19 protein-coding genes, 1 other RNA gene, 1 pseudogene and 1 other annotated feature are annotated in these 22,995 nt (G+C 41.8%); of the genes and pseudogenes, 17 read left to right on the top strand and 4 right to left on the bottom strand.

Annotation, left to right across the window (positions count from 1 at the left end; translation table 11 throughout):
* Nucleotides 1-12: 12 nt before the first annotated feature.
* The 5 genes from ruvB (at nucleotide 13) to yajC (ending at nucleotide 3,859) form a co-directional block, all read left to right on the top strand.
* A complete protein-coding gene (ruvB, locus tag AOX59_RS05975; RefSeq protein WP_068443218.1) occupies nucleotides 13-1,014 on the top strand; it encodes a Holliday junction branch migration DNA helicase RuvB in 1,002 nt (333 codons plus the stop codon).
* A 2-nt stretch (nucleotides 1,015-1,016) separates the two neighbouring features.
* A complete protein-coding gene (locus tag AOX59_RS05970; protein WP_068443215.1) occupies nucleotides 1,017-1,208 on the top strand; it encodes a DUF2905 domain-containing protein in 192 nt (63 codons plus the stop codon).
* A 137-nt stretch (nucleotides 1,209-1,345) separates the two neighbouring features.
* A complete protein-coding gene (gene queA, locus AOX59_RS05965) occupies nucleotides 1,346-2,374 on the top strand; it encodes a tRNA preQ1(34) S-adenosylmethionine ribosyltransferase-isomerase QueA (RefSeq protein ID WP_068443212.1) in 1,029 nt (342 codons plus the stop codon).
* A gap of 56 nt (nucleotides 2,375-2,430) precedes the next feature.
* The gene (tgt, locus tag AOX59_RS05960; RefSeq protein ID WP_068443209.1) at nucleotides 2,431-3,570 is read left to right on the top strand and encodes a tRNA guanosine(34) transglycosylase Tgt; all 1,140 of its coding nucleotides are present in this window, start codon (nucleotides 2,431-2,433) and stop codon (nucleotides 3,568-3,570) included.
* A gap of 19 nt (nucleotides 3,571-3,589) precedes the next feature.
* A complete protein-coding gene (yajC, locus tag AOX59_RS05955) occupies nucleotides 3,590-3,859 on the top strand; it encodes a preprotein translocase subunit YajC (RefSeq protein WP_068443206.1) in 270 nt (89 codons plus the stop codon).
* Between the two features lie 70 nt (nucleotides 3,860-3,929).
* On the opposite strand, the gene AOX59_RS05950 is transcribed toward yajC, so the two are convergent.
* Nucleotides 3,930-4,310, bottom strand: coding sequence for a TIGR04086 family membrane protein (locus AOX59_RS05950; RefSeq protein ID WP_068443204.1), 381 nt, complete (start codon nucleotides 4,308-4,310; stop codon nucleotides 3,930-3,932).
* A 417-nt stretch (nucleotides 4,311-4,727) separates the two neighbouring features.
* On the opposite strand from AOX59_RS05950, the pseudogene AOX59_RS05945 reads away from it, so the two are divergent.
* Nucleotides 4,728-6,022, top strand: a pseudogene (locus AOX59_RS05945) (ArsB/NhaD family transporter).
* Nucleotides 6,023-6,056: 34 nt separating this feature from the next.
* Here AOX59_RS05945 and spoVB read toward each other — a convergent pair.
* A complete protein-coding gene (gene spoVB / locus AOX59_RS05940) occupies nucleotides 6,057-7,610 on the bottom strand; it encodes a stage V sporulation protein B (RefSeq protein ID WP_068443202.1) in 1,554 nt (517 codons plus the stop codon).
* Nucleotides 7,611-7,735: 125 nt separating this feature from the next.
* On the opposite strand from spoVB, the gene AOX59_RS05935 reads away from it, so the two are divergent.
* The 7 genes from AOX59_RS05935 to dtd all read left to right on the top strand — a co-directional run bounded on the left by AOX59_RS05935 (nucleotide 7,736) and on the right by dtd (nucleotide 16,820).
* Nucleotides 7,736-8,038, top strand: a complete 303-nt coding sequence (locus AOX59_RS05935; protein WP_068443199.1) for a post-transcriptional regulator — start codon at nucleotides 7,736-7,738, stop codon at nucleotides 8,036-8,038.
* Nucleotides 8,039-8,085: 47 nt separating this feature from the next.
* Nucleotides 8,086-10,362 carry a protein translocase subunit SecDF gene (secDF, locus tag AOX59_RS05930; RefSeq protein WP_068443196.1) on the top strand — a complete coding sequence of 759 codons (2,277 nt, stop codon included), beginning with the start codon at nucleotides 8,086-8,088 and terminating at the stop codon, nucleotides 10,360-10,362.
* 110 nt (nucleotides 10,363-10,472) lie between these two features.
* On the top strand, nucleotides 10,473-10,808 hold the full coding sequence (locus AOX59_RS05925) for a LapA family protein (protein WP_068443193.1): 336 nt from the start codon (nucleotides 10,473-10,475) through the stop codon (nucleotides 10,806-10,808).
* A gap of 56 nt (nucleotides 10,809-10,864) precedes the next feature.
* A complete protein-coding gene (recJ, locus tag AOX59_RS05920; protein WP_068443190.1) occupies nucleotides 10,865-13,192 on the top strand; it encodes a single-stranded-DNA-specific exonuclease RecJ in 2,328 nt (775 codons plus the stop codon).
* On the top strand, nucleotides 13,182-13,694 hold the full coding sequence (locus AOX59_RS05915; protein WP_068443187.1) for an adenine phosphoribosyltransferase: 513 nt from the start codon (nucleotides 13,182-13,184) through the stop codon (nucleotides 13,692-13,694). Before recJ ends, AOX59_RS05915 begins: the two co-directional genes overlap by 11 nt.
* A 463-nt stretch (nucleotides 13,695-14,157) precedes the next feature.
* Nucleotides 14,158-16,359, top strand: coding sequence for a RelA/SpoT family protein (locus AOX59_RS05910; protein ID WP_068448165.1), 2,202 nt, complete (start codon nucleotides 14,158-14,160; stop codon nucleotides 16,357-16,359).
* A 14-nt stretch (nucleotides 16,360-16,373) separates the two neighbouring features.
* A complete protein-coding gene (dtd, locus tag AOX59_RS05905; RefSeq protein WP_068443184.1) occupies nucleotides 16,374-16,820 on the top strand; it encodes a D-aminoacyl-tRNA deacylase in 447 nt (148 codons plus the stop codon).
* Nucleotides 16,821-17,082: 262 nt separating this feature from the next.
* Here dtd and AOX59_RS05900 read toward each other — a convergent pair whose 3' ends face one another.
* Nucleotides 17,083-18,144, bottom strand: coding sequence for an N-acetylmuramoyl-L-alanine amidase family protein (locus tag AOX59_RS05900; protein ID WP_068443182.1), 1,062 nt, complete (start codon nucleotides 18,142-18,144; stop codon nucleotides 17,083-17,085).
* 94 nt (nucleotides 18,145-18,238) lie between these two features.
* Here AOX59_RS05900 and AOX59_RS19985 point away from each other — a divergent pair, with 94 nt between their 5' ends.
* The 4 genes from AOX59_RS19985 (at nucleotide 18,239) to ssrS (ending at nucleotide 22,166) form a co-directional block, all read left to right on the top strand.
* Complete coding sequence (locus AOX59_RS19985; protein ID WP_169792862.1) at nucleotides 18,239-18,412, top strand: hypothetical protein; 174 nt, start codon at nucleotides 18,239-18,241, stop codon at nucleotides 18,410-18,412.
* A gap of 51 nt (nucleotides 18,413-18,463) precedes the next feature.
* Nucleotides 18,464-18,763: a binding site (T-box leader), on the top strand.
* Nucleotides 18,764-18,817: 54 nt separating this feature from the next.
* On the top strand, nucleotides 18,818-20,107 hold the full coding sequence (gene hisS, locus AOX59_RS05895) for a histidine--tRNA ligase (protein ID WP_068443178.1): 1,290 nt from the start codon (nucleotides 18,818-18,820) through the stop codon (nucleotides 20,105-20,107).
* Nucleotides 20,100-21,875 (top strand): aspartate--tRNA ligase, encoded by a 1,776-nt coding sequence (gene aspS, locus AOX59_RS05890; RefSeq protein WP_068443173.1) that lies wholly within the window; start codon nucleotides 20,100-20,102, stop codon nucleotides 21,873-21,875. The genes hisS and aspS overlap by 8 nt, the downstream gene beginning before the upstream one ends.
* 104 nt (nucleotides 21,876-21,979) lie before the next feature.
* Nucleotides 21,980-22,166: non-coding RNA, 6S RNA (gene ssrS, locus AOX59_RS05885), on the top strand.
* 118 nt (nucleotides 22,167-22,284) lie between these two features.
* Here ssrS and AOX59_RS05880 read toward each other — a convergent pair.
* Nucleotides 22,285-22,947 carry an RsfA family transcriptional regulator gene (locus AOX59_RS05880; protein WP_068448163.1) on the bottom strand — a complete coding sequence of 221 codons (663 nt, stop codon included), beginning with the start codon at nucleotides 22,945-22,947 and terminating at the stop codon, nucleotides 22,285-22,287.
* Nucleotides 22,948-22,995 lie beyond the last annotated feature (48 nt).

Here is a 22,995-nt window from a genome sequence, read left to right as displayed (position 1 = left end):
GGTGGGATGATGATGGAAGAGCGTATGGTAACAGGTGAATTACAAAATGAAGATTCCACTGTTGAGCTCAGTCTCCGGCCCACAAACTTGAAACAATATATAGGCCAGCCAAAGATAAAAGAGAATTTAAGTATTTTTATCCAGGCAGCCAAAATGCGTGAAGAAGCACTGGACCATGTATTGTTATACGGGCCGCCTGGTCTTGGTAAAACGACGCTGGCTGCAATTATTGCCAACGAAATGGGTGTGCAATTCCGCTCCACTTCCGGTCCGGCGATTGAACGGTCCGGTGATTTGGCAGCCATTCTGTCGTCACTTGAGCCTGGTGATGTATTGTTCATTGATGAGGTTCATCGTTTGCCAAAATCTGTGGAAGAAATATTATATCCGGCAATGGAAGATTTTTTCATCGATATTGTCATTGGTGATGGACCGAGCGCAAGATCCGTCCGCATCGATTTGCCGCCATTCACCCTGGTTGGAGCCACTACCAGAGCGGGATTATTGTCTGCGCCATTGCGTGATCGTTTTGGTGTACTGAGCCGCCTGGAATTTTACGATGCAAAAGAATTGTGTGATATTGTTGAGCGGACGACCGAAATATTTAAGACATCGATTACCCATGAGGCAGCTGGTGAGGTTGCCCGCCGATCGAGAGGAACACCTCGTATTGCCAACAGGCTGCTAAAACGGATTCGTGATATTTCACAAGTAAAAGGTGAAAAAGAAATCAGTCTGCAAACAACAGATCGTGCACTTGAGATGCTTCAGGTTGATGATGCCGGATTGGACCATATTGATCACAAACTGTTGAAGAGCATTATCGATGGTTTTCAAGGCGGACCGGTTGGATTGGATACGATTGCAGCAACAGTCGGGGAAGAAGCCCAGACGATAGAAGATGTATATGAACCATATTTACTGCAAATCGGTTTTATCCAGCGTACCCCACGCGGGCGTGTCATCACACAGAAGGCATACCAGCATTTAGGAATCAGGAAAGAAGACGGCTGAATATGGGGAAAATATTTATCACCCTTGGCATTATTTTTGTTGTAATTGGTGTTATTTGGACGTTTATCGGGAAGTTGCCCGGAGATATTACAATTAAAAGGGAAAATTTCACACTTCATTTTCCGATTATGACATCGATTGTTGTCAGTGTTATTTTAACGCTCATCTTTTTTATCTTAGGAAAATTTCGCTAAAAGTCTGAGTCCGCATCGCACGCGAACATTAGTGCTTTTCTTTTCCAAGGAGCGGAGAAACAAGCCAACTAGAAACACCGATGTGTCATTGTTACCGGACTTTTTGAACAGCATTTAAAAACAGTTAGGAGAGCATCATGAACATAGATGAATTTGATTTTGACTTGCCGGACGACCTGATAGCACAGACGCCATTGAAAAACAGGGATGCCTCCCGGCTTCTCGTTCTGCACCGGACTGAACAAGAAATAGAGCATAAACAGTTCACCGATATCAAACGATACTTAAAAAAAGGTGATTGTCTCGTATTGAATGATACCCGTGTGCTGCCTGCAAGGTTGTACGGCATAAAAGAAGACACAGGGGCAAACGTGGAAGTTCTCCTTCTACACCAGCAAGGAAAGGATTTGTGGGAAGTCCTTGTAAAACCGGCTAAAAAGGTAAAAAAAGGAACGGTTATAAATTTCGGCGATGGAAAAATTCGTGCGACGTGCACGGGTCTTAAAGATCATGGCGGCCGTATTTTACAGCTGGCGTATGAGGGCATTTTTTATGAAATATTAAATGAACTGGGCCAGATGCCGCTTCCGCCTTATATTAAAGAACAGCTGTCAGAGAAGGAACGCTATCAGACAGTTTATGCAAGTGAAGAAGGTTCAGCTGCCGCTCCGACTGCAGGTTTGCATTTCACAAATGAACTGCTGGATGAGATAAAGGCGATGGGCGTATCGATTGAATTCATTACGCTTCATGTCGGACTGGGCACCTTCAGGCCGGTTAGTGCAGATAAGATTGAAGAACATAAAATGCATGCTGAGTTTTACCACATGTCGGGGAAAACAGCAGAAAAACTAAAAACCGTTAAAGAAAATGGCGGCCGGATTATTTCAGTCGGTACAACGTCAACACGGACACTGGAGACAATTGTCCGGGATAACAACGGTAATTTTGCCGAATCAAGCGGCTGGACGGATATCTTTATTTATCCGCCTTATGAATTTCAAGCGATTGATGGCCTTATTACTAATTTCCACTTGCCTAAGTCAACGTTAATTATGATGGTGAGTGCGTTTGCCAACAGAGAAAGTATTATGAATGCTTATCAGGAGGCTGTTAATGAGCGGTACCGATTCTTCAGCTTTGGCGACGCGATGTTAATCCTTTGAATGCTTTTTCATAAAAGGCAAACTGTTTAGAAAACCTTTAAAAAGGAACGATTAATATGACAGCAATAACGTATGAACACATTAAAACATGCCAACAGACCGGTGCCCGTCTCGGGAAAGTCCATACCCCGCACGGTTCATTTGACACACCGGCATTTATGCCTGTGGGAACACTGGCTACAGTGAAGACGATGAGCCCGGAAGAATTACAAGAAATGAATGCAAATATTATTTTGTCCAACACATATCACTTGTGGCTGCGGCCGGGTGAAGATATTATAGAAGAAGCGGGTGGTCTTCATCGGTTTATGAACTGGGACGGGGCAATTTTGACTGATTCGGGAGGTTTTCAGGTCTTCAGCTTAAGTGATATGCGGGACATAAAAGAAGAAGGCGTTCATTTTCGGAATCATCTGAGCGGTGAAAAGCTGTTTCTTTCGCCGGAAAAGGCAATGAGCATCCAAAATTCGCTTGGGTCAGACATCATGATGGCGTTTGATGAATGTCCGCCATACCCTGCGTCACACGATTACATGAAAGCTTCGGTTGAACGAACGTCCCGCTGGGCTGAGCGCTGCCTGAAAGCGCATGAACGGCCATCTGAACAAGGCTTATTCGGTATTGTTCAGGGTGGTGAGTATGATGATTTGAGAAAGCAAAGCGCGAAAGATCTGGTTTCATTGGATTTTCCGGGGTATGCAATCGGCGGTCTGTCTGTCGGGGAACCGAAAGACATCATGAATCGGATGTTAGAGTTTACAACACCGATCTTACCAGCGGATAAACCACGTTATCTGATGGGGGTGGGGTCACCTGATTCCTTGGTTGATGGCGCTATTCGGGGCATCGATATGTTTGACTGTGTTTTGCCGACACGGATTGCACGCAATGGGACATGTATGACGTCGGGTGGCCGTCTGGTCGTAAGGAATGCCAAGTATGCCCGTGATTTCAGTCCAATCGACGAAAATTGTGACTGTCATGTCTGCAAGAATTATACGCGTGCCTATATCCGGCATTTAGTCAAATGCAACGAAACATTTGGTTTCAGGCTTACGACTTATCATAACTTGTATTTTTTGATAGAATTGATGAAGCAAGTACGAACTGCTATCAGTGAGGATCGGCTTGGTGATTTTAAAGAAGCATTCTTTGAACAATATGGTTTCAACCAAGAGAATGCCAAGAATTTTTGATAGAGGAGGGAATATATAAATGGAAATGCTCGCAACATTGTTGCCCATTATTTTAATGTTTGTCATTTTTTACTTCTTGCTTATCCGTCCACAGCAAAAGAGACAAAAGCAAGTCAAACAAATGCAAGATAACATGCAAAAGGGTGATAAAGTGGTTACAATCGGCGGTTTTCATGCTGAAATCCATGCGATTGACGAAAATACAGTTATCCTTCAACCAGGCGACGGACCGAGGTTGACTTATGACCGTTCAGCAATTCGGGAAGTTAAAAATGACGATGCACAATAACACTTTATGAATGATACATAAAGCTAATATGAAAGGAAGCCAATCACACAAAACTGGCTTCCTTTTTTAGTTATTGCTTATTGGATTTGATTAAATTCACGCCAATCATTCCGCCAAGAAGGGCTGCCAGTATAAATCCCGTATGATGAAGCGACTGCTCCAATGAAAACCCTTGCTGATAACCAAGGTATTGAACAAGAAATGTAAAAAGTGTAAAGCCTGCCCCAGTAATTGCCCCAATCACCCATCCTTTTTCTTTTCCTTTTATACCGGCAATAAGACCGCCAATAAATAAACTGATTAAACCGACTGCCAACGTCACCCATGATAACGTTGTTTCGTTCATTCCCGTGAATTGCAGCAGAACTGCGAGTATAACACTCATCAGCAGTATCAGTCCTAAAACAATGATCCATCCGTACAGCAGGGCGATAAATTGTTGTTTGCGGATTCTGTCCGCCTCCCTTCCAAAGATTGTCCATGTATTATCATCCTATTCATTCAAACAAAAAATAGACTCAAAATATTTTGTTTTTTCATAGCATATATCTGTAAAAGAGGTTGTTCAAAAAGTCCGGTAAAAATGACACGTCGAATTTTTCGTTGGCTTGATTTTCCGTTACTCACGTATTAACTGCATACGTTCCGGTACTGGGAGCTTCGCCGCCTCGAACTTCTCGGTCCTTTTTCCCCGCATATAATGATTAGTAACCCGCCCAAAAAACGGCGGCTAACTGACCATAAATGCCCGATTCTGTTCAACTAACATTCAACGGAAAAATTCATTCCGCTGAATGAAGTTTCACTTTATCCTTATTTTTGAACACGGATTAAAGAACAACCAATTTTACTAAAAAGAGGATGGCGTATGGACATACTATTGGCGGGAATCATTTTTATTGTCAGTTATATATTTATTATGACAGAAAGAATAAATCGCGCAGTCGTTGCAATGGCTGGCGGCGCTTTGTTGTTATTGACCGGTGTTTACAGTGTCGATGATGTGTTTGAAAATTATATTGATTGGAATACGATTTCATTATTGTTCTCAATGATGGTGCTTATTTCTATAACTGAGAAAACAGGGCTTTTTTCATTTATTGCTGTCAGATTTGCTCAGCAAATAAGAGGAGCGCCCGTTCCGCTCTTCATTGGTGTCAGTATCCTCACTGCTTTAGGTTCCGCAATGCTGGATAATGTGACGACGGTTCTCATTCTGGTGCCGATCATTCTGAAGGTAACCAAGCAATTAAATTTACCTGCTTTTCCTTATTTACTGATTATTATTTTCAGTTCCAATATAGGCGGGACTGCTACACTTATTGGGGATCCGCCGAATATCATGATTGGACAGGCAGTTGAGAATTTCACCTTTTTGTCATTTATTAATCACCTTGCACCGGTAGCGGTGATCATGTTTTTCATTATGTTAATGATAATGCTGCCCTTGTTCCGGAAGACATTGCAGGCCCAAAACAGAAATGTCGATGAATTGATGAAAACTGAGGCATCGTCATATCTTGTCAAAACACCTATGTTATATCAATCCATTGCTGTGTTGACTATGACTTTAATCGGTTTCTTGCTGCATTCCTTTATTCATATCGATCTGACTGTTATTGCTTTGAGCGGGGCTATATTATTGCTTTTGCTCACCGAAAAAGAGCTGGAAACAGAAAAAGTATTCTCGCGAGTGGAATGGGTGACACTGTTTTTCTTTATCGGTCTTTTTACATTAGTCGGCGGGCTTGAATCGGCAGGGATTATTGATGAACTGGCTAGAGCGATTATATTATGGACAGATGGTGATTTTGCAGTCACCGCTATATTAATTTTGTGGATTTCCGGCTTGTTTTCAGGAATTGTGGATAATATACCGTTTGTAGCAGCCATGATCCCGGTTGTTGAAGAGCTTGAAGGCTATGGAATGGTTTACCTTGATCCTATTTGGTGGTCACTGGCATTAGGTGCCTGTCTGGGGGGAATGCCACATTGGTTGGTGCTTCGGCCAATGTGGTCGTGGCAGGTCTGGCTGAGGGAGAGAACCAGAAACTGTCATTTATCCGCTTTTTGCTATATGGTCTTCCGTTTGTTATATTGTCGCTTATAGTTGCAACAGTTTACATTTATATTCGTTACTTGATTCCATATATGGGTTCTTAAATGATTAAAAAAACGCTGCAGACACAGCGTTTTTTTAATCGAACCATTTATTAATTATTGGTAGCTGACTTAACTCTTCCCGCGTAATAAACCGTAAGGCAAAAAGAAGTAATATATAAATGATGGTCAAAATGAAAAGCATCAGAATGAAAATGAATAGATTGGTTTCAAAATTCGTGAACATATCTTTTAAAAAATTTCCCGACAGCAGCAAAAAGAAGATCAACAACCCCATTTTAAACAAATCACCCCAGGCGATCATGAAGCCAATTTTCTTGTGAAGGCTCATGAGATGAAGCAGCGTAACAAGTACAACGCCAACTGCCATAGCAATGGCAACTCCATTTATCCCAAAGTCAGGATTAGAAGCAAGCAAAAACATAACAGTGAGTTTTACAGCTGCACCGATTAAGCTGTTTGCCATAGCAGGTCTCGCTAAATCAAGAGCCTGCAAGGCAGCTTGCAATGGTGATTGGATATAAAGCAGAATAAAGAAAGGTGCCATCAGCACTAGAAAATGACTGGCGTTGTCTGTTCCATACATATATTGTAATATAGGTGAGGCAAATAATGTCAGAACAATCGTTGCCAATGCGCCTGATGCAAATGATATTCTGATTGATTGATGAATCCTGTGATGGATCAGACCTTTATTTTGATTGGCATCTGCCTCGGATATAGAAGGCACCAGGGCAATTGACAAGGAATTTGTAATAAAAGTAGGCAAAAACAGCAACGGTAATACATAACCGGTCAATTCGCCGTATTGTTTTGTTGCCATAGAACTGGAAATGCCTGCAATGGCAAGACTCTGGGCAACAAGGATCGGCTCCAGAAAATGTGATATGTTGCCGATAAGCCTGCTGCCGGTACTTGGCAGTGCGATTGAAAAAAGCTCCTTGATTGTATCTTGACCGGATTTCACGTAATATAAAAAACGGTGCCTGATATGAACGATTTTTTTACGTTTAAATAAATAAATAAGATAGGCCAGTGAAGCCAGCTCACCCAAAATAACACTGAACATAGCACCTGCAGCAGCGAACTCCACCCCATACGGGATAAGAAGCTTGATAAAAATAGCGACAAAAGCAATCCTTACAATCTGTTCAATAACCAGGGCAAAACTTTGCGGCTTCATGTTCTGTCTCCCTTGAAAGTAGCCTTTCAGAACAGAAGACACAGCTATGATTGGTATAATTGGGCTAATGGCAATCAGTGGATAAAGCGTCCGTTCATCAGTCAGCAAAGTTGTTGCGATAAAAGGTGCAGCCATGACCATGCCAATTGTAAAAGCAACACTTAAAACTCCGGTGAGAAGCAGGGAGACAACAAGAATCCGCTTAATTTTGGCTTTATCATTTTTAGCCTCTGCTTCAGATACCCGTTTGGATATAGCCACAGGAAGACCAAGCTGTGTCAATGTAATGACCAGAAACAATGTAGGAAGTGCCATCATATACAAACCGACACCTTCTTCACCCATTACTCTGGCTACCACCAAACGATTTATAAAACCGAGCAGCCTTGTTATCATGCCTGCTGCGATAAGAATTAATGTGCCTTTTAGAAATGATTGTTTGGCCAATATTGCCGACCTACCTTCTCAAAAAATAAAATTTCAGATACAATAATATATATGCAAAGAAGTAGGCCAAGCATGACAAGCATAAAGACATAACCAGTCTTTCGTTTGAAAGAGGTGATATTATCGTGGAAGTTGTTAAAAAAGTGAATGATTGGAAATCAGAAATTGAACCGGCTTTAAACAGCAAAGCAGCCGAATTAAAGTTGATCGGATATAATCAGGCAACGAGTGAAGATGTATGGAAATGCCTGCAGGAAAAAGTGTGGAAAGGCGAGCCTTCCAAACGTTTATATGAAATTGTGCAGGATATTTTTCATCTGTCATCAAATATTTACATGAGTTATTTGACAATCAATGCTCATCAGGATGAAGACTTAGCGGCATCAATTGCTGCATTGACTGGAGATAATCAGACTAAAAACAATTAATGAATACATAATGGACCCGTGAGCTATTGAGGGAGGCAAAACAACAGATGAAAACCAGAGGCAGAATTGTTGCCTTTTTTCTAATCGTACTTATTTTGGCAGGAACGATTGGGTCAACGGTAACAGGAATTACGAAAGATATTAACTTAGGTCTTGATCTTCAGGGCGGCTTTGAAGTTTTATATGAAGTTGAACCTGTCGAGGAAGATCAGGAGACTGACAGGGAACTGCTGGAATCTACTGTACGAATCCTGAATGATCGAGTGGATCGGCTGGGAATCAGTGAGGCAAACATCGATATAGAAGGTGATGACAGAATTCGTGTTCAGCTTGCCGGTGTTGAAAATCAGGCAGAAGCCCGTGAACTGCTGTCGACTTCTGCACGTCTGTCTTTCAGAAATGTGGAAGATGAGCAACTGATGGATGGAAGTGACTTGGTTGAAGGGGCTGCCAGTCAGGATTTCTCCCAGCAGACGAACGAGCCGATTGTGACATTGCAGCTGAAGGATGCATCGAAATTCCGTGACATCACAAGTGAATTATCTTCCAAATATAACCCGGCTGTTCCTTTTCCACAACGGGAAGATTTATTAGTGATTTGGATGGATTATCAGGAAGGCGATTCATTTGATGAAGAAGTACAGAAAGAAAATTCGAAATATGTTTCTGCCGCCGGCGTGCAAGAAACACTCAACACAACAAATGTCCAGATTACAGGTAATTTCACCGTTGATTCGGCCCAGCGACTCGCAGATATTATCAATGCCGGTTCGCTTCCGGTCAATATGACGGAGCTGTACTCCAATACAGTCGGGGCGCAGTTTGGTGAACAAGCACTTGATAAAACAGTTTTTGCAGCAATTATCGGCATAAGTCTTGTGTTTCTGTATATTATGATTGCCTATCGTTTCCCGGGCATTATCGCAGCCATTAACTTAAGTGTCTATATCTTCTTGGTTTTATTGATTTTTAATCTGATGAATGGTGTCCTGACACTTCAGGGAATTGCAGCATTAATTCTCGGTGTCGGTATGGCGGTGGATGCAAACGTCATTACATTTGAACGGATCAAGGAAGAAGTAAGGGAAGGCAAATCAATTCAGGCAGCATTTAGAGCCGGCTCGAAAAACTCTCTGAGAGCGATAGTCGATGCTAATATTACGACGCTGCTGGCTGCGACTGTGCTGTTTACATTCGGCACAAGCTCTGTAAAAGGGTTTGCGACAATGCTGATTTTAAGTATTGTTGTCAGTTTCCTGACCGCCGTTTTCGGAACACGATTGCTCATGAGTTTATGGGTAAAAAGCAAGTTCCTTAAAAATCGCCCGGGCTGGTTTGGTGTGAAACGACAAGATATTAAGGATATTGCTGATTCGACTGAATACGAACCAAAAGTTTTCAACCGGAAACCGAATGTTGCTCAGCACCGGAAGAAGTTTTTCTTAGCTTCATCCATAATGGTCATTGTTGGGGGAATTGTAATTGGTATATTCCAATTGAACCCGGGAATTGACTTTACCAGCGGATCAAGGATCCAATTGGCAGCAGAGAATAGCTTGAACACGGACGAAATCGAGGATGGCCTGCAGGAGCTTGAATTAGAAGCCGAATCGGTTGTATTGACCGGTGATAATAACGACGGAGCTATCCTCCGCTATGACCGAGTGATTGATGAAGATCGTATTGCTGATATACAGACGTACTTTAAAGAAAATTTTAATGCCGATACGAGTGTCAGTGTTGTCTCACCAATCGTCGGGGAAGAACTCGTTAAAAATGCCATCTATGCCGTTGCGATCGCGTCTATTGGCATTGTCATATATGTAACACTGCGATTTGAGTTGATCTTTGCGGTGACATCAATTATCGCCCTTGTACATGACGCCTTTTTCATTCTGGCGATATTCAGTCTGACCCGGATTGAGTTTGATGTGACGATTGTTGCCGCAATACTTACGATTATCGGTTATTCCATCAATGACACAATTGTCACCTTTGATCGGATCCGCGAGAATCTAAGGAAACAACAGCGCATCACATCGTTTAAGGAACTGGCAAAAATCGTTAATCGCAGTCTTGTGCAAACCATGACACGCAGTATTAACACAACTGTCACCACGTTGATTGCTGTCCTGGCGTTTCTCTTCCTTGGAGCACAATCGATTACCGGTTTTGCCATTGCACTTGCTGTCGGGCTCTTGGCGGGTACGTACTCGTCTCTGTTCCTGGCTGCACAGATATGGCTTGTCTGGCGCGGGAAGAATATTAAAGAAAAGCCGGTTGTTTTTGCCAAAAAGAAACGGACAGAAGGCCCGCAAGTTTAATGAAAATGAACCTCTGAATGCTGATCAGCTTTTAGAGGTTCATTCATTATGGTTAGTTTTAAAAGTTAAAGGGTAATTTAGAAGATGTAACAGAAGAAGGAGGGAAAACTTTGCGAGGTCAAACTTATGTCATTTTTGCCATTATTTTTGTTATTATTGTTGCGGTATTCGCAGTGATCAATGTCAATCCCGTAGAAGTTAATTATCTGTTTGGAAGCGGTGAAGCACCACTGATACTCGTTATCTTGTTTTCTGTATTAATGGGAGGCATCATAACGGCGGCGGCCGGACTTGTGAAGATTATCCGGTTGCAGCGTGAGAGAAATGTGCTGCGGACAGAGAAACAACAAATGCAAAAAACATTAAAAGAACATAATTTATTAAGTGAGTCCGAGGCCAAAAATAAAGCAAACGACGACTCTGATAATACTCATAACGATAAATAAACCTGATTGCTCCCCGTGACTATCTTTTGTATACTGGATAAGTCAGGGGTGAGTTTATGTTAAAGAGTAAAATGAAATGGAAATTTCCAAAAGAACAAAACGATTTATCAAATTTGAATTCCAATAAATTCTCACCGCTAATTAAAGAATTGTTATTACAGCGGGGAATCACATCAGATGAAGAAGCTGAGGAGTTTTTATCTCCTGATCTGAATAATTTACACAGTGTCAATTTATTAGCGGATATTGAAAAAGCGACAGAGCGCGTACATAAAGCAATCAGTGCAAATGAAAAAATTCTTGTCTATGGCGATTATGATGCTGATGGGGTTAGCTCCACCGCTATCATGATTAAAGCACTGCAGGAACTTGGCGCAAATTGTGACTATTATATACCGAATCGCTTTACAGAAGGATATGGACCAAATGAGGAAGCATTCAGAGCGGCTCATGCACATGGCTGCCAATTAATTATAACAGTCGATACAGGAATAGCTTCTACACATGAAGCGGCTGTTGCTAAACAATTAGGAATGGATCTGATTATCACCGATCATCACGAGCCACAAGAGCAATTGCCGGATGCTTTTGCGATTATACATCCAAAATGTTCTCCTGACTACACATTTAAAGAACTTGCAGGTGCGGGCGTTGCATTCAAGTTTGCACAAAGTCTTCTGGGCTATTTTCCAAAGCAATACCTTGACTACTTAGTGATTGGCACAATAGCTGATCTTGTCCCATTAATCGATGAAAATCGCATCCTGGCTTTTTATGGATTAAAGGCTTTATCAGTAAGTGACAAACCTGGACTTGTCGCTATAAAGAAAGTTTGCGGTATCAGTGGGGATGTTAATGAAGAAGCTATCGGCTTTTCAATCGGGCCCAGATTGAATGCGGTCGGCAGATTACAGGATGCTGACCTTGCAGTTCAATTATTGCTGACAGATGATCAGGATGAAGCTGACAAAATAGCTGACCAGGTCCAATCGATCAACCAAAAACGCCAAAAAATTGTCAGTGATATTGTAAAAGAAGCTGAGGAAATGGTGGCTTCTCGAGATGGACAAGGGGTTATTATTGCTGCGAAAGAAGGCTGGAATCAGGGTGTGCTTGGGATAGTGGCTTCAAATCTTGTGCGGAAATACGACCGCCCGGCAATCGTTCTATCCATTTTACCGGAAGAAGGCATCGCAAAAGGCTCTGCCAGAAGTATTCCGGCTTTTGATTTGTTCTCAGGCTGCATGGAAATCAGAGATGTTTTCACGCAATTTGGCGGTCACGCCCAGGCAGCCGGCATGACACTTCCGCTGGATAATCTGGAGCAGTTAAAAACTGAGCTTAACGATATCATTCATCAGCAACTTCGAAACGAAGATTTCACACAAGAGGTTGAAGTGACTAAAACGATAGCCATGCCTGAGATTAATGAGGCATTGGTTGAAGAGGTCGGTCAGCTGGCACCTTTTGGCATGGCCAATCCAAAGCCGGTTTTTCACATAAAGGAAATTCCCAACGATGCCAGAAAAATTGGAGCCAATAAGAATCATTTAAAGATGCAATTTAAAGAACAGAATAAAACAATGGACGGAATCGGTTTCGGTTTTGGAGATTTATATGACCATCTCTCGCCAAAAACAGAGGTGTCGATTGTCGGTGAGCTTAACATCAATGAATGGAATGGTTTTCGGAAAGTCCAAATGGTTATGCAGGATATGAAAATTGATGAAAAACAATTATTCGATCATCGCGGCGCAAAACAATTCGATTTGACGCATTATGTTTCCACTAATGGGGATCATGCAGCAGTTACGCAAACATTATCGTCCAATAATACGTACTTTGATAATGTTCACCCTGTTGCATATGATACCGATATAAGGCACTTGAAAAATGTCCACAATCTATTTTTGTATGATTTGCCACAAGACTTGAAGACATTGCAATCATTGATTCAGCAGTTAAATCCGCTTAATATTCATGTATGTTTTCACCTGAACGATAGTGTGTTTATGAAACCATTTCCTTCAAGAGAGGATTTTAAATGGCTCTACGCCCTTCTGGCCAAGCGACAACAGATTGATATCAATAAAGAAGCAGCTATGATCACAGAAGCTAAAGCATGGACACATGACAAGTTAATATTTATGGCAAACGTGTTTTTTGATCTTGATTTTGTTAAAATAGAAAATGGTGTTATACAATTGAGCAACAATCCTGCTAAAAAAGATTTAACGGAATCAGAGGTATACCAGGAACGCTTAAATAGAGCTGAAATTGAAAAAACATTATACTATTCAACATATGATGAATTGAAATCATGGTTATTGGAATGTATGAATGACAGGCATACGCTTGAGGAGGAACTTGTTTATGGATTATAAAAAACACGTGCAAATTGTTGAAGATTGGCCGAAAAAAGGTGTACAGTTCAAAGATATTACGCCATTGATGAATAACGGAAAAGCATTCAAATCAGCAGTGGATGAAATAGTTGAATATGCCCATGAAAAAGACATCGACCTGGTTGTGGGACCGGAAGCGAGAGGCTTTATCATTGGATGTCCGGTGTCCTATGCGCTCGAAGCCGGCTTTGCACCTGTCAGGAAAGAAGGAAAGCTCCCGCGCGAGGTGATTAAAGTCGATTATGGGCTTGAGTACGGGGAAAATGTCCTGACGATTCATAAAGATGCGATCAAACCCGGCCAGCGTGTATTGATCACCGACGATCTGCTCGCAACAGGCGGAACGATAGATGCAACCATTCAATTGGTGGAAGAGCTTGGAGGCGTAGTTGCCGGCTGTGCTTTTCTGATTGAACTCTCTTATTTAAATGGAATGGAAAAGCTTGAAGGATATGATGTGCTCACATTAATGAGTTATTAATTTTCACATGATAAATACCGTGTTCAAAAGGAGGATGAAAAGGACCGACAAGTTCGAGGCGGTGCAGTTTCGAGCACAGAAAAACTCCCCCCGAATTTACATCGCACGCGAGCATTAGCGTATTTCTTTTCCAAGGAGCGGAATGTATACCTTTAGATACATGAGGAGCGGAGAAACAACCCAACTAGAAACACCGACGCGTCATTTTTACCGGACTTTTGAACGTCTTCTATAAGGTCTGAACGAAACAATCGTCAGACCTCTTATTATTCACTGGAAAAATTTAAGTTAAGCTAACCAACCGTTTTTCCTTTACATGACAGGAAATGTTTTTAATACTATAAACAATAGAACAAATTATTGATTATATCTTCATCGGAGATTCATCGGAGAATGTTTGAAAGCAGATGTAATGCCCAGGCTGGAATATATAGTAATTGTTAAAGTGAATTCAGGTGATTTTATGGCTAAAGAAGAAATATTAACAAGTGAAGATGTGATAAACAAAGCCCGCACGTTCCTGACCAATGATGATGCGGATTATCTTCATCGTGCGTATCAGTTTGCCGAATCCGCCCATAAGGATCAGTACCGGAAGTCAGGTGAACCTTATATCGTTCATCCGGTTCAAGTTGCCGGGATTCTGGTCGAACTTGAAATGGATCCGGTAACGATAGCGGGCGGTTTTTTGCATGATGTTGTTGAGGATACAGAAGTGACCTTGGATGATGTGGAAGATTCATTTGATCATGAACTGGCAATGCTCGTCGATGGGGTCACGAAACTCGGTAAAATTAAGTACAAATCAAAAGAAGCACTTCAGGCAGAAAATCACCGGAAAATGTTTGTTGCGATGGCAAAGGATATACGCGTCATTTTGATAAAACTTGCCGACCGTCTTCATAACATGCGGACACTGAAACATTTGCCGCCGCATAAGCAACGCCGAATATCAAATGAAACACTTGAAATATTTGCACCATTAGCACATCGACTCGGGATATCGACGATTAAATGGGAATTAGAAGATACCGCACTGCGTTATCTGAATCCACAGCAGTATTACCGGATTGTCCAGCTGATGAAGCAAAAGCGTGAAGAGCGGGAGTCCTATATTGATGAAGTTATAGGCGAATTGAAAAATCAATTAAAAGATGTCAATATCGAAGCGGACATGTCCGGCAGGCCTAAGCATTTATACAGCATTTACCGAAAAATGGCTGAACAGAAGAAGCAGTTTAATGAAATATATGATTTGCTGGCAGTGCGTATTCTCGTTCATAGCATTAAGGATTGCTATGCTGTTCTGGGTATCATTCACACATGCTGGAAGCCAATGCCGGGACGGTTTAAAGACTATATTGCCATGCCAAAGCCGAATCTTTATCAGTCTTTGCATACGACTGTCATCGGTCCAAAAGGCGATCCGCTTGAAGTTCAAATCAGAACGAAGGAAATGCATGAAATTGCAGAATATGGTATTGCGGCACACTGGGCCTATAAAGAAGGAAAGCAACCTTCGAAGGGAAACAAAGCGTTTGAAGATAAATTAACGTGGTTCCGTGAAATTTTGGATTGGCAAAATGAAACCAATGATGCAGAAGAATTTATGGAAACATTAAAAGTTGATTTGTTTTCAGACATGGTTTATGTCTTTACCCCAAAAGGCGATGTCATTGAATTGCCGTCGGGTTCAGTGCCGCTCGACTTTGCCTATCGGATCCATACGGAAGTGGGCAATAAGACAATCGGTGCAAAAGTGAACGGTAAAATGGAACCACTTGATTATCAGCTAAAAAACGGAGATATTGTAGAAGTTATGACTTCCAAGCATTCGTATGGCCCTTCACAGGATTGGCTGACAATCACCCAGACATCACAGGCTAAAAGCAAAATCAAACAATTCTTTAAAAGGCAGCGCCGTGATGAAAATATCAGTAAAGGAAAAGAAGCTGTCGAAAAAGAAATCCGGGCGTTTGACATTGAACCAAAAGATGTATTAATATCCGATAATTTAAAACGTGTGTTTGAGAAATTTAACTTTTCCAATGAAGATGATATGTATGCTGCTGTCGGCTACCAGGGCATTACTGCTGCATTAATTGCCACACGGCTGACGGATAAAGTGAGAGAAGCCAAACAAAAAGAACAGAACTTAGAAGAAACCATTGAAGAAGTCAAGAATGAAGCCGTAACGAAAAAAGAGCAAAAAAGAGACTCCGGTGTAAAAGTGGAAGGCGTTGATAATCTGCTGGTCCGCTTGTCGAAATGCTGCAATCCGGTGCCTGGGGACCGAATTGTCGGTTACATTACAAAAGGCAGAGGAGTATCGGTACATCGTTCAGATTGTCCAAATGTACAGAAAGAAGAAGTCAAAGAGCGACTCCTTCATGTTGAATGGGAAAAAGGACAATCAGACAAAAAACAATATCACGTTGATTTGGAAATATCGGGATATGACCGCCGCGGACTGGTAAATGAAGTATTACAAGCGGTTAATGAGACAAAAACAAATATAACGTATGTAAACGGCCGTTCAGACCGAAATCGGATGGCTGTAATCCACATAACCATTCTTATTCACAATACAGGTCATTTGAAACGGATTGTCGAACGAATCAAACAAATAAAAGACGTTTATACGGTAACACGAACAACACAATAAGGAGTCATGAGATCATGAAAGCAGTGATTCAGCGATCGGAAGGAGCAAGTGTAACTGTTGAAGGTTCAACAACAGGTGCGATCGAGCACGGGCTGGTTGTCCTTCTTGGTGTAACACATGATGATGATGAGGAAGACGCCGATTATTTGGCAAATAAGCTGGTTCATTTAAGGATTTTTGATGATGAAAATGGCAAAATGAACAAATCATTACAAGATGAAGCCGGAAAAGTTTTGTCGATATCGCAGTTCACCCTTTATGCGGATACACGTAAAGGACGGCGGCCAAATTATTTGAATGCTGCCAAACCTGATCAGGCAAACGAACTTTACCAGTATTTTAATCAGCAAGTTCAACAGCATGGTATTGAAGTTGAAACAGGCCAATTTGGTGGGATGATGCAGGTACAGCTGACAAATTCCGGTCCTGTTACCATAATTCTGGATAGCCATGACAAATAGCCGGAAATGGTTTTGGTCAATTGTGATTAGAACGGAGGGGGCAAAAATTGCCGACCTTCGTTTTTGTTTTTGACAGGGTCTTTTCATAAATTTTGTTGCACTTTAACCTTCGCAGTCGATGTAAACTGCGCCGTAGTGACAGGAATGATTGCCGCTTGGCGCAGTGTGTTTCCGCAGCGGTAGACGACTCACAACTTAGACCTAAAGTTACGTCGCAGTTTATGGATTTTGTGTCACAATAAGCGGTCCTTCAGAGGACAGCTTATTGAACTGGAATCTGGGGATTTGAAAAAAACTGGTTTAATCCTTTGATAATACCTGAGACCAATTTTTTTTGATAAATGTTTGTCTGAAGAAGTTCTTCTTGTTCCGAATTGGAGATAAACCCGAGTTCAATGAGAACAGACGGCTGCAAATTTTTTCTCAGGATGTAATAATCCTCCTGTTTAATATCACGGTCGTCTGCGGAGGTTTCGGTGATCAGAGCCTCTTGAATGTCAGCAGCAAGATTCTTGTCACGGTCGTGCCCGTAATACGTTGCGATCCCAGTTACGTCAGGAGCTTGCGGGAAGCTGTTATAGTGTATGCTGAGATAGGCATCCGCATCTGTTATATTTGATAAACTAACCCTGCTTGCGAGTGAGATATAATGGTCAGACTGTCTTGTTAAGATGACATCAGCACCTAATATTGCCAGTTCTTTTTTTAGCTCTTGCACTGTGCGGTTGGTGAATTGTTTCTCATATGTTCCACTTGCGCCGATTGCGCCAACATCTACACCACCGTGCCCGGCATCTATGACGATGGTTTTATCCTCAAGTCCGGATGAACTGGCATTTGTTTGATGTGCAGCCAGATCTTTGTGCAGAAAGCCGGACAGTTCCTCATTTGTGATTTCAAGCCAGTTTTCATTTTCATTTATGACTGTAAATTCCTCTCCTGAGCTGGCGTAATTCGTTATGTCATGTGAGGAGGAAGGTCCTTTTCGTAAATGGGTGTTGTCCTTGTTAATCGTAATTGTTCTCTCTGACGGGTTATTAGCAGGGGATGCGCTGTCAGTATCAGATTCAATGGTGACAAATTCCGCTGAAACCCATCCGCTCCGGCTATTGTCAAACTCTATTTCAATCCAGTCTTCAGATTGGGATCGAATCGGGAGTTTTTCACCGGTATGTACTTGGCCGATACGGTCGAAATTGGTTCCAGGTCCTGCACGTACATTCAAATTATCAGTGGTGATGAATGCGTCATTAGCTTGTACAGCAGGTGCAAAAAGAAAGCAAAGAATCATGAAGACCACGATTGCCGATTTTTTCAAATGCACTATGGTTCCCCCTCTAACATTATTCCGATTCTCTTTTAGTTTAATAAAAAGTCTTCAATAAGGCAAAACTAATGAGCAACAAGGAGGAACTCACATGCGCATGAATGAGAAGCAATGGAATTCAAGTACTGATAAAGATATTTTCGGTGTGGATTTTCATCATTTTACAGAGTTGGATGACCGTTTTAATCATATGGAAATAGCTGAAGAACTAGGTATTTCACTCGGTGAAGTTAATAGGTTGAAGAAAAAAATAATACGTACTTGACAACAAACGCGGAAAACATTATGATAGAAATCATTCAAAACGATAGGAACTTGAAAACCTTTGAAGGAAACAGTAATCAGACCACTTATGAACAGAGAGAAGATGTCATTGGCTGGAAACATGTTCACATAAGCTCTGATGAATGACATTCCCCAGGTTCTATTCCGAACAAAGACTTGAAAGCTGAAAAGTGGAAAGCATGTTGATAGTTGATTCAACTTCTGCTGCCCACCTTCTCCTTTCTGATGAATTTCAGTAGGTATAGACGTTTTGCAGGCGTTAACTGTGCAGAGCGGATGTTGTAAAAGACATCAACCAGGGTGGCAACGCGGGTAAGCTCCCGTCCCTTATACATTAAGGGACGGGAGCTTTTTTTGTATGTAATATGAATAGGGGGTATTGATAATGAGTATGAAAGCTCCACGAGGTACAGTTGATATTCTGCCTGAAGAAGCTGCTAAATGGCAGTTTGTCGAAAATAAAATTAAAGATGTTTGCAGACGATACCATTTTGATGAAATACGGACACCGCTTTTTGAGCATACCGAAGTTTTCCAGCGCGGCGTGGGTGATTCAACGGATATCGTCCAAAAAGAGATGTATACATTTGATGACCGCGGCGGAAGGAGCTTGACACTGCGTCCTGAAGGCACGGCACCTGTTGTACGTTCATTTGTTGAACATAAAATGCACGGCAATGCGAGTCAGCCGGTTAAACTGTATTATTTCGCTCAGATGTTCCGTTATGAACGGCCGCAAAAGGGTAGGATGCGGCAACTGAATCAATTCGGCGTCGAGGTGATGGGCAGTTCTGATCCGGCTGTTGATGCGGAAGTTATTGATTTGGCTATGTCAGTTTACCGCGAACTTGGTCTCACGTCTTTGAAGCTTGTCATTAATTCGCTTGGTGATAAGGAAAGCCGGGAGAATCATCGTCAGGCATTGATCAATCATTTTACACCGCATAAAGATGAGTTATGCCACGATTGTCAAAACCGGCTTGTACAAAATCCAATGCGCATTCTGGATTGCAAGAAGGACAAAGACCATCCGGCTATGAAGACGGCACCTTCAATTCTTGAGTATTTAAATGAGACCTCGGTTGGCTATTTTGAAAAAGTCAAAACGTATCTGGAACTGATGGGAATCGATTATGAAGTTGATCCGAATCTCGTCAGGGGGCTTGACTATTACAACCACACTGCCTTTGAAATTATGAGTGAGGCGGAAGGATTTGGCGCTATTACAACGCTTGTCGGCGGCGGCAGGTATAACGGCCTGATCGAGGAACTGGGCGGGCCTGCTACTCCAGGGATTGGTTTCGGTATGGGTCTTGAACGCTTGCTGATGGCACTGGAAGCAGAAAACGTTGAAATTCCTGCCGCTCAAGATCTTGATTGTTTTATCGTTACTGTCGGGGATGAAGCTGATAAGTATTCTGTTCAGCTTATCCATGAATTACGCAATAACGGTATCCAGGCTGATAGGGATTATCAAGAACGAAAAACGAAAGCACAATTTAAGGCGGCAGACCGCTTTCATGCTAAATATGTTCTTGTGTTGGGCGAAAATGAAATAAACCAGAAAACCATTAATGTTAAAGAAATGCAAACGGGCAACCAGGATGAGGTGCCTCTATCACAATTAGTGCACTATTTGCAAGAAAAGCTGTCAGGAGGCAATGATAATGAGTGAACGGACATTAGCAGGCACGTTAGATTTAAGAGATGTTGATCAGCCTGTTTTGCTTAAAGGCTGGGTGCAAAAACGACGTGATTTGGGCGGTTTAATTTTTATTGATTTGCGTGATAAATCCGGTCTCGTCCAAGTCGTCTTCAACCCGGATCATTCAGAGGCTGCTTTACAGACGGCTGAGGCGGTCAGGACTGAATATGTACTGGAAATAAAGGGGAAGGTGGTTGAGCGTGATCCGGATACAGTCAATCCGGTGATGGAAACAGGAAAGATTGAAGTTCTTGCCTCAAGCCTGACAGTACTGAACAAGGCCAAAACACCACCTTTTCTTATTCAGGAAGAGACGGACGTTGCTGAGGATTTACGCTTGAAATACCGTTATATTGATTTGCGCCGAAGCACTTTACAGGAAACATTCAAAATGCGTCATAAAACTACACAGGCTATACGAAACTTTTTGAATGATGACGGTTTTTTGGAAATGGAAACACCGATCCTGACCAAAAGCACACCGGAAGGGGCGAGAGACTATTTGGTCCCAAGCCGTGTCCACGAGGGCGAATTTTATGCGCTTCCGCAATCGCCTCAGCTGTTTAAGCAGCTGATTATGATGAGCGGATTCGAAAAATATTATCAAATGGCACGTTGTTTCCGTGATGAAGACTTGCGTGCTGACCGCCAGCCGGAATTTACACAAGTCGATATTGAAACATCTTTCATGACGAGTGATGAGATTATGGATATGACCGAAAATATGATGAAACATGTTATGGAAGAAGTTAAAGATATTGACATTCCATTGCCATTGCCAAGAATGTCATATGACGAAGCAATGACACGGTTTGGTTCAGATAAACCTGATACCAGGTTTGGCATGGAATTGATTCATGTCTCAGACGTTCTGGCAAACTCGACATTCAAGGTGTTTAAGGGAGCACTTGAGACGGGCGGGAAAGTTTGTTTGTTAAATGTTAAGGGACAAGCAGCAAATTACTCGCGAAAAGATATTGACAAACTGACTGAATTTGTGAAAATTTATGGTGCTAAAGGGTTAGCATGGCTGAAAATTGAAGGCGATGAAGTGAAAGGCCCCATTTCCAAGTTCCTTACCGATGAGGAGAAAGACGATCTTGTCACAAAAGCCGAAGCCGGTGATGGTGACTTGCTGTTATTTGGTGCGGATAAAACAGATGTTGTTTATGACAGCTTAGGTGCATTGCGGCTTAAATTGGGTAAAGAATTGGATTTAATTGACGAGAGCAAATTTAACTTTCTCTGGGTTACTGATTGGCCGTTATTGGAATATGATGAAGAGCATGGACGATATTTTGCGGCGCATCATCCTTTCACAAAGCCTGTTGAAGGTGACATGAGCAAATTAGATACGGAACCCGAAAATGTGCATGCCAATGCCTATGACCTTGTATTAAACGGATACGAACTTGGCGGCGGGTCACTTCGTATTCACAGCAAAGAAATGCAGGATAAAATGTTTGAAGTGTTAGGATTTTCTGAAGAAGAAGCTGAAGATCAGTTCGGATTTTTACTGGAAGCATTGCAATATGGTGCACCGCCGCACGGGGGAATTGCATTAGGACTCGACAGGTTTGTCATGCTGCTGGCGGGCAGGTCCAACCTTAGAGATACAATCCTATTTCCAAAAACAGCTTCTGCTTCCGATTTGCTGACAAATGCACCAAACCAGGTCAGCGATGAACAATTGAACGAACTGTCAATCCAGGTTAATGATAAAAAATCAGTTGATTGACCAATCGTTTTAACTACCGGGATGTAAATTTTATAAAAGTGAATATTGAAAAAAATATATATGTGTGTTAAGATAAATTTATAAACCGATAAGATAAAAATCTTTCAATCCTGATGTGTACGTCTAGTACATTCGTTTTGACCGAACACTTATATAATTGGGAGTCTGCATAGGTTTTCATATTGCGTGCAAGCCTTGGAAAAGGGGAAGCACAATTATATATGGAACAGGGCACCCACCTGCCTGGAGCGGGATCAAAACCATAAAACAGACGGCACAATTGGGATTGATAGATACATAAAACAAAACTTTATTGAGCGGGTTCTTACCCCGCTCAATTTATTGTAAGGCTGTTTTCTGCAGCCTATGCAGAATATGTTTTGAATAGATCACGTTTACAAACAAACAATTACTGATTGGAAGGACCGTCTGCAACTTGCTGTAAATTTCCATTCTTATCCATTTGGAAAGATGGTGCTTGTACTGAATCCTTATCGTCAAACACGGTCATTTTTCGTGCCCTGTCCATTATTTGCATAAACACCTGATAATCTTCCTGAACTGTCTCAAGCTGTTTTGCCGTCTGTTTCAATTTGTTCTCCAATTGATTAACCTGTTTCTTTAACGTTTCATTTTCCTGTCCCATTTGTTCAAGTGATTGTTTTGATTGATTGGAAGCCTGATAGTCTTTATCTAACTGTTTGAGAAATTGAATGACAGAATCAATCGTTATTGATTGTGCCGTATCATCATATACGGTATCAACGGATCCTTTATCAGCATGTTGATTCTTATTTTCCTGAATGGCAGCAACCGGTTGTCTGGCTTTTTTAGCATCTGCACGTTTCTTGTCTTTTCTTTGCCGTTTTGCAAGTTCTATTGCATCGTTATACGTATTTCTTACTTCAGCATTCCAGCGAAAACCACATGCAGCTGAAGTGCGGTTCAGTTTATCGCCCACCTCCTCAAATGCATGTAATTGCGTGCTGCCTTCTCTGATGTGGCGCAGTACAGTTTCTGCCAGTAATAAATCATCTTCATGACTCCAGGCGTCCTGTCTTACTTTAGCCATATAGTCAACTCCTTTTTCAAAAACGGTAATCATAGATTTTTCTCTTTA

It is taken from the genome of Lentibacillus amyloliquefaciens (genome assembly GCF_001307805.1).
Taxonomy (GTDB): domain Bacteria; phylum Bacillota; class Bacilli; order Bacillales; family Amphibacillaceae; genus Lentibacillus; species Lentibacillus amyloliquefaciens.
This window is presented reverse-complemented; position numbering and strand designations above follow the sequence as displayed.

Bases quoted from the DNA above. Each gene is read 5' to 3' on its own strand.
- dtd (WP_068443184.1), top strand. From the start codon at position 16,374: ATGAAAGCAGTGATTCAGCGATCGGAAGGAGCAAGTGTAACTGTTGAA.
- secDF (WP_068443196.1), top strand. From the start codon at position 8,086: ATGAAAACCAGAGGCAGAATTGTTGCCTTTTTTCTAATCGTACTTATT.
- yajC (WP_068443206.1), top strand. From the start codon at position 3,590: ATGGAAATGCTCGCAACATTGTTGCCCATTATTTTAATGTTTGTCATT.
- tgt (WP_068443209.1), top strand. From the start codon at position 2,431: ATGACAGCAATAACGTATGAACACATTAAAACATGCCAACAGACCGGT.
- aspS (WP_068443173.1), top strand. From the start codon at position 20,100: ATGAGTGAACGGACATTAGCAGGCACGTTAGATTTAAGAGATGTTGAT.
- AOX59_RS05880 (WP_068448163.1), bottom strand. From the start codon at position 22,947: ATGGCTAAAGTAAGACAGGACGCCTGGAGTCATGAAGATGATTTATTA.
- recJ (WP_068443190.1), top strand. From the start codon at position 10,865: ATGTTAAAGAGTAAAATGAAATGGAAATTTCCAAAAGAACAAAACGAT.
- AOX59_RS05910 (WP_068448165.1), top strand. From the start codon at position 14,158: ATGGCTAAAGAAGAAATATTAACAAGTGAAGATGTGATAAACAAAGCC.
- hisS (WP_068443178.1), top strand. From the start codon at position 18,818: ATGAGTATGAAAGCTCCACGAGGTACAGTTGATATTCTGCCTGAAGAA.
- ruvB (WP_068443218.1), top strand. From the start codon at position 13: ATGGAAGAGCGTATGGTAACAGGTGAATTACAAAATGAAGATTCCACT.
- queA (WP_068443212.1), top strand. From the start codon at position 1,346: ATGAACATAGATGAATTTGATTTTGACTTGCCGGACGACCTGATAGCA.
- AOX59_RS05915 (WP_068443187.1), top strand. From the start codon at position 13,182: ATGGATTATAAAAAACACGTGCAAATTGTTGAAGATTGGCCGAAAAAA.
- AOX59_RS19985 (WP_169792862.1), top strand. From the start codon at position 18,239: ATGCGCATGAATGAGAAGCAATGGAATTCAAGTACTGATAAAGATATT.
- AOX59_RS05970 (WP_068443215.1), top strand. From the start codon at position 1,017: ATGGGGAAAATATTTATCACCCTTGGCATTATTTTTGTTGTAATTGGT.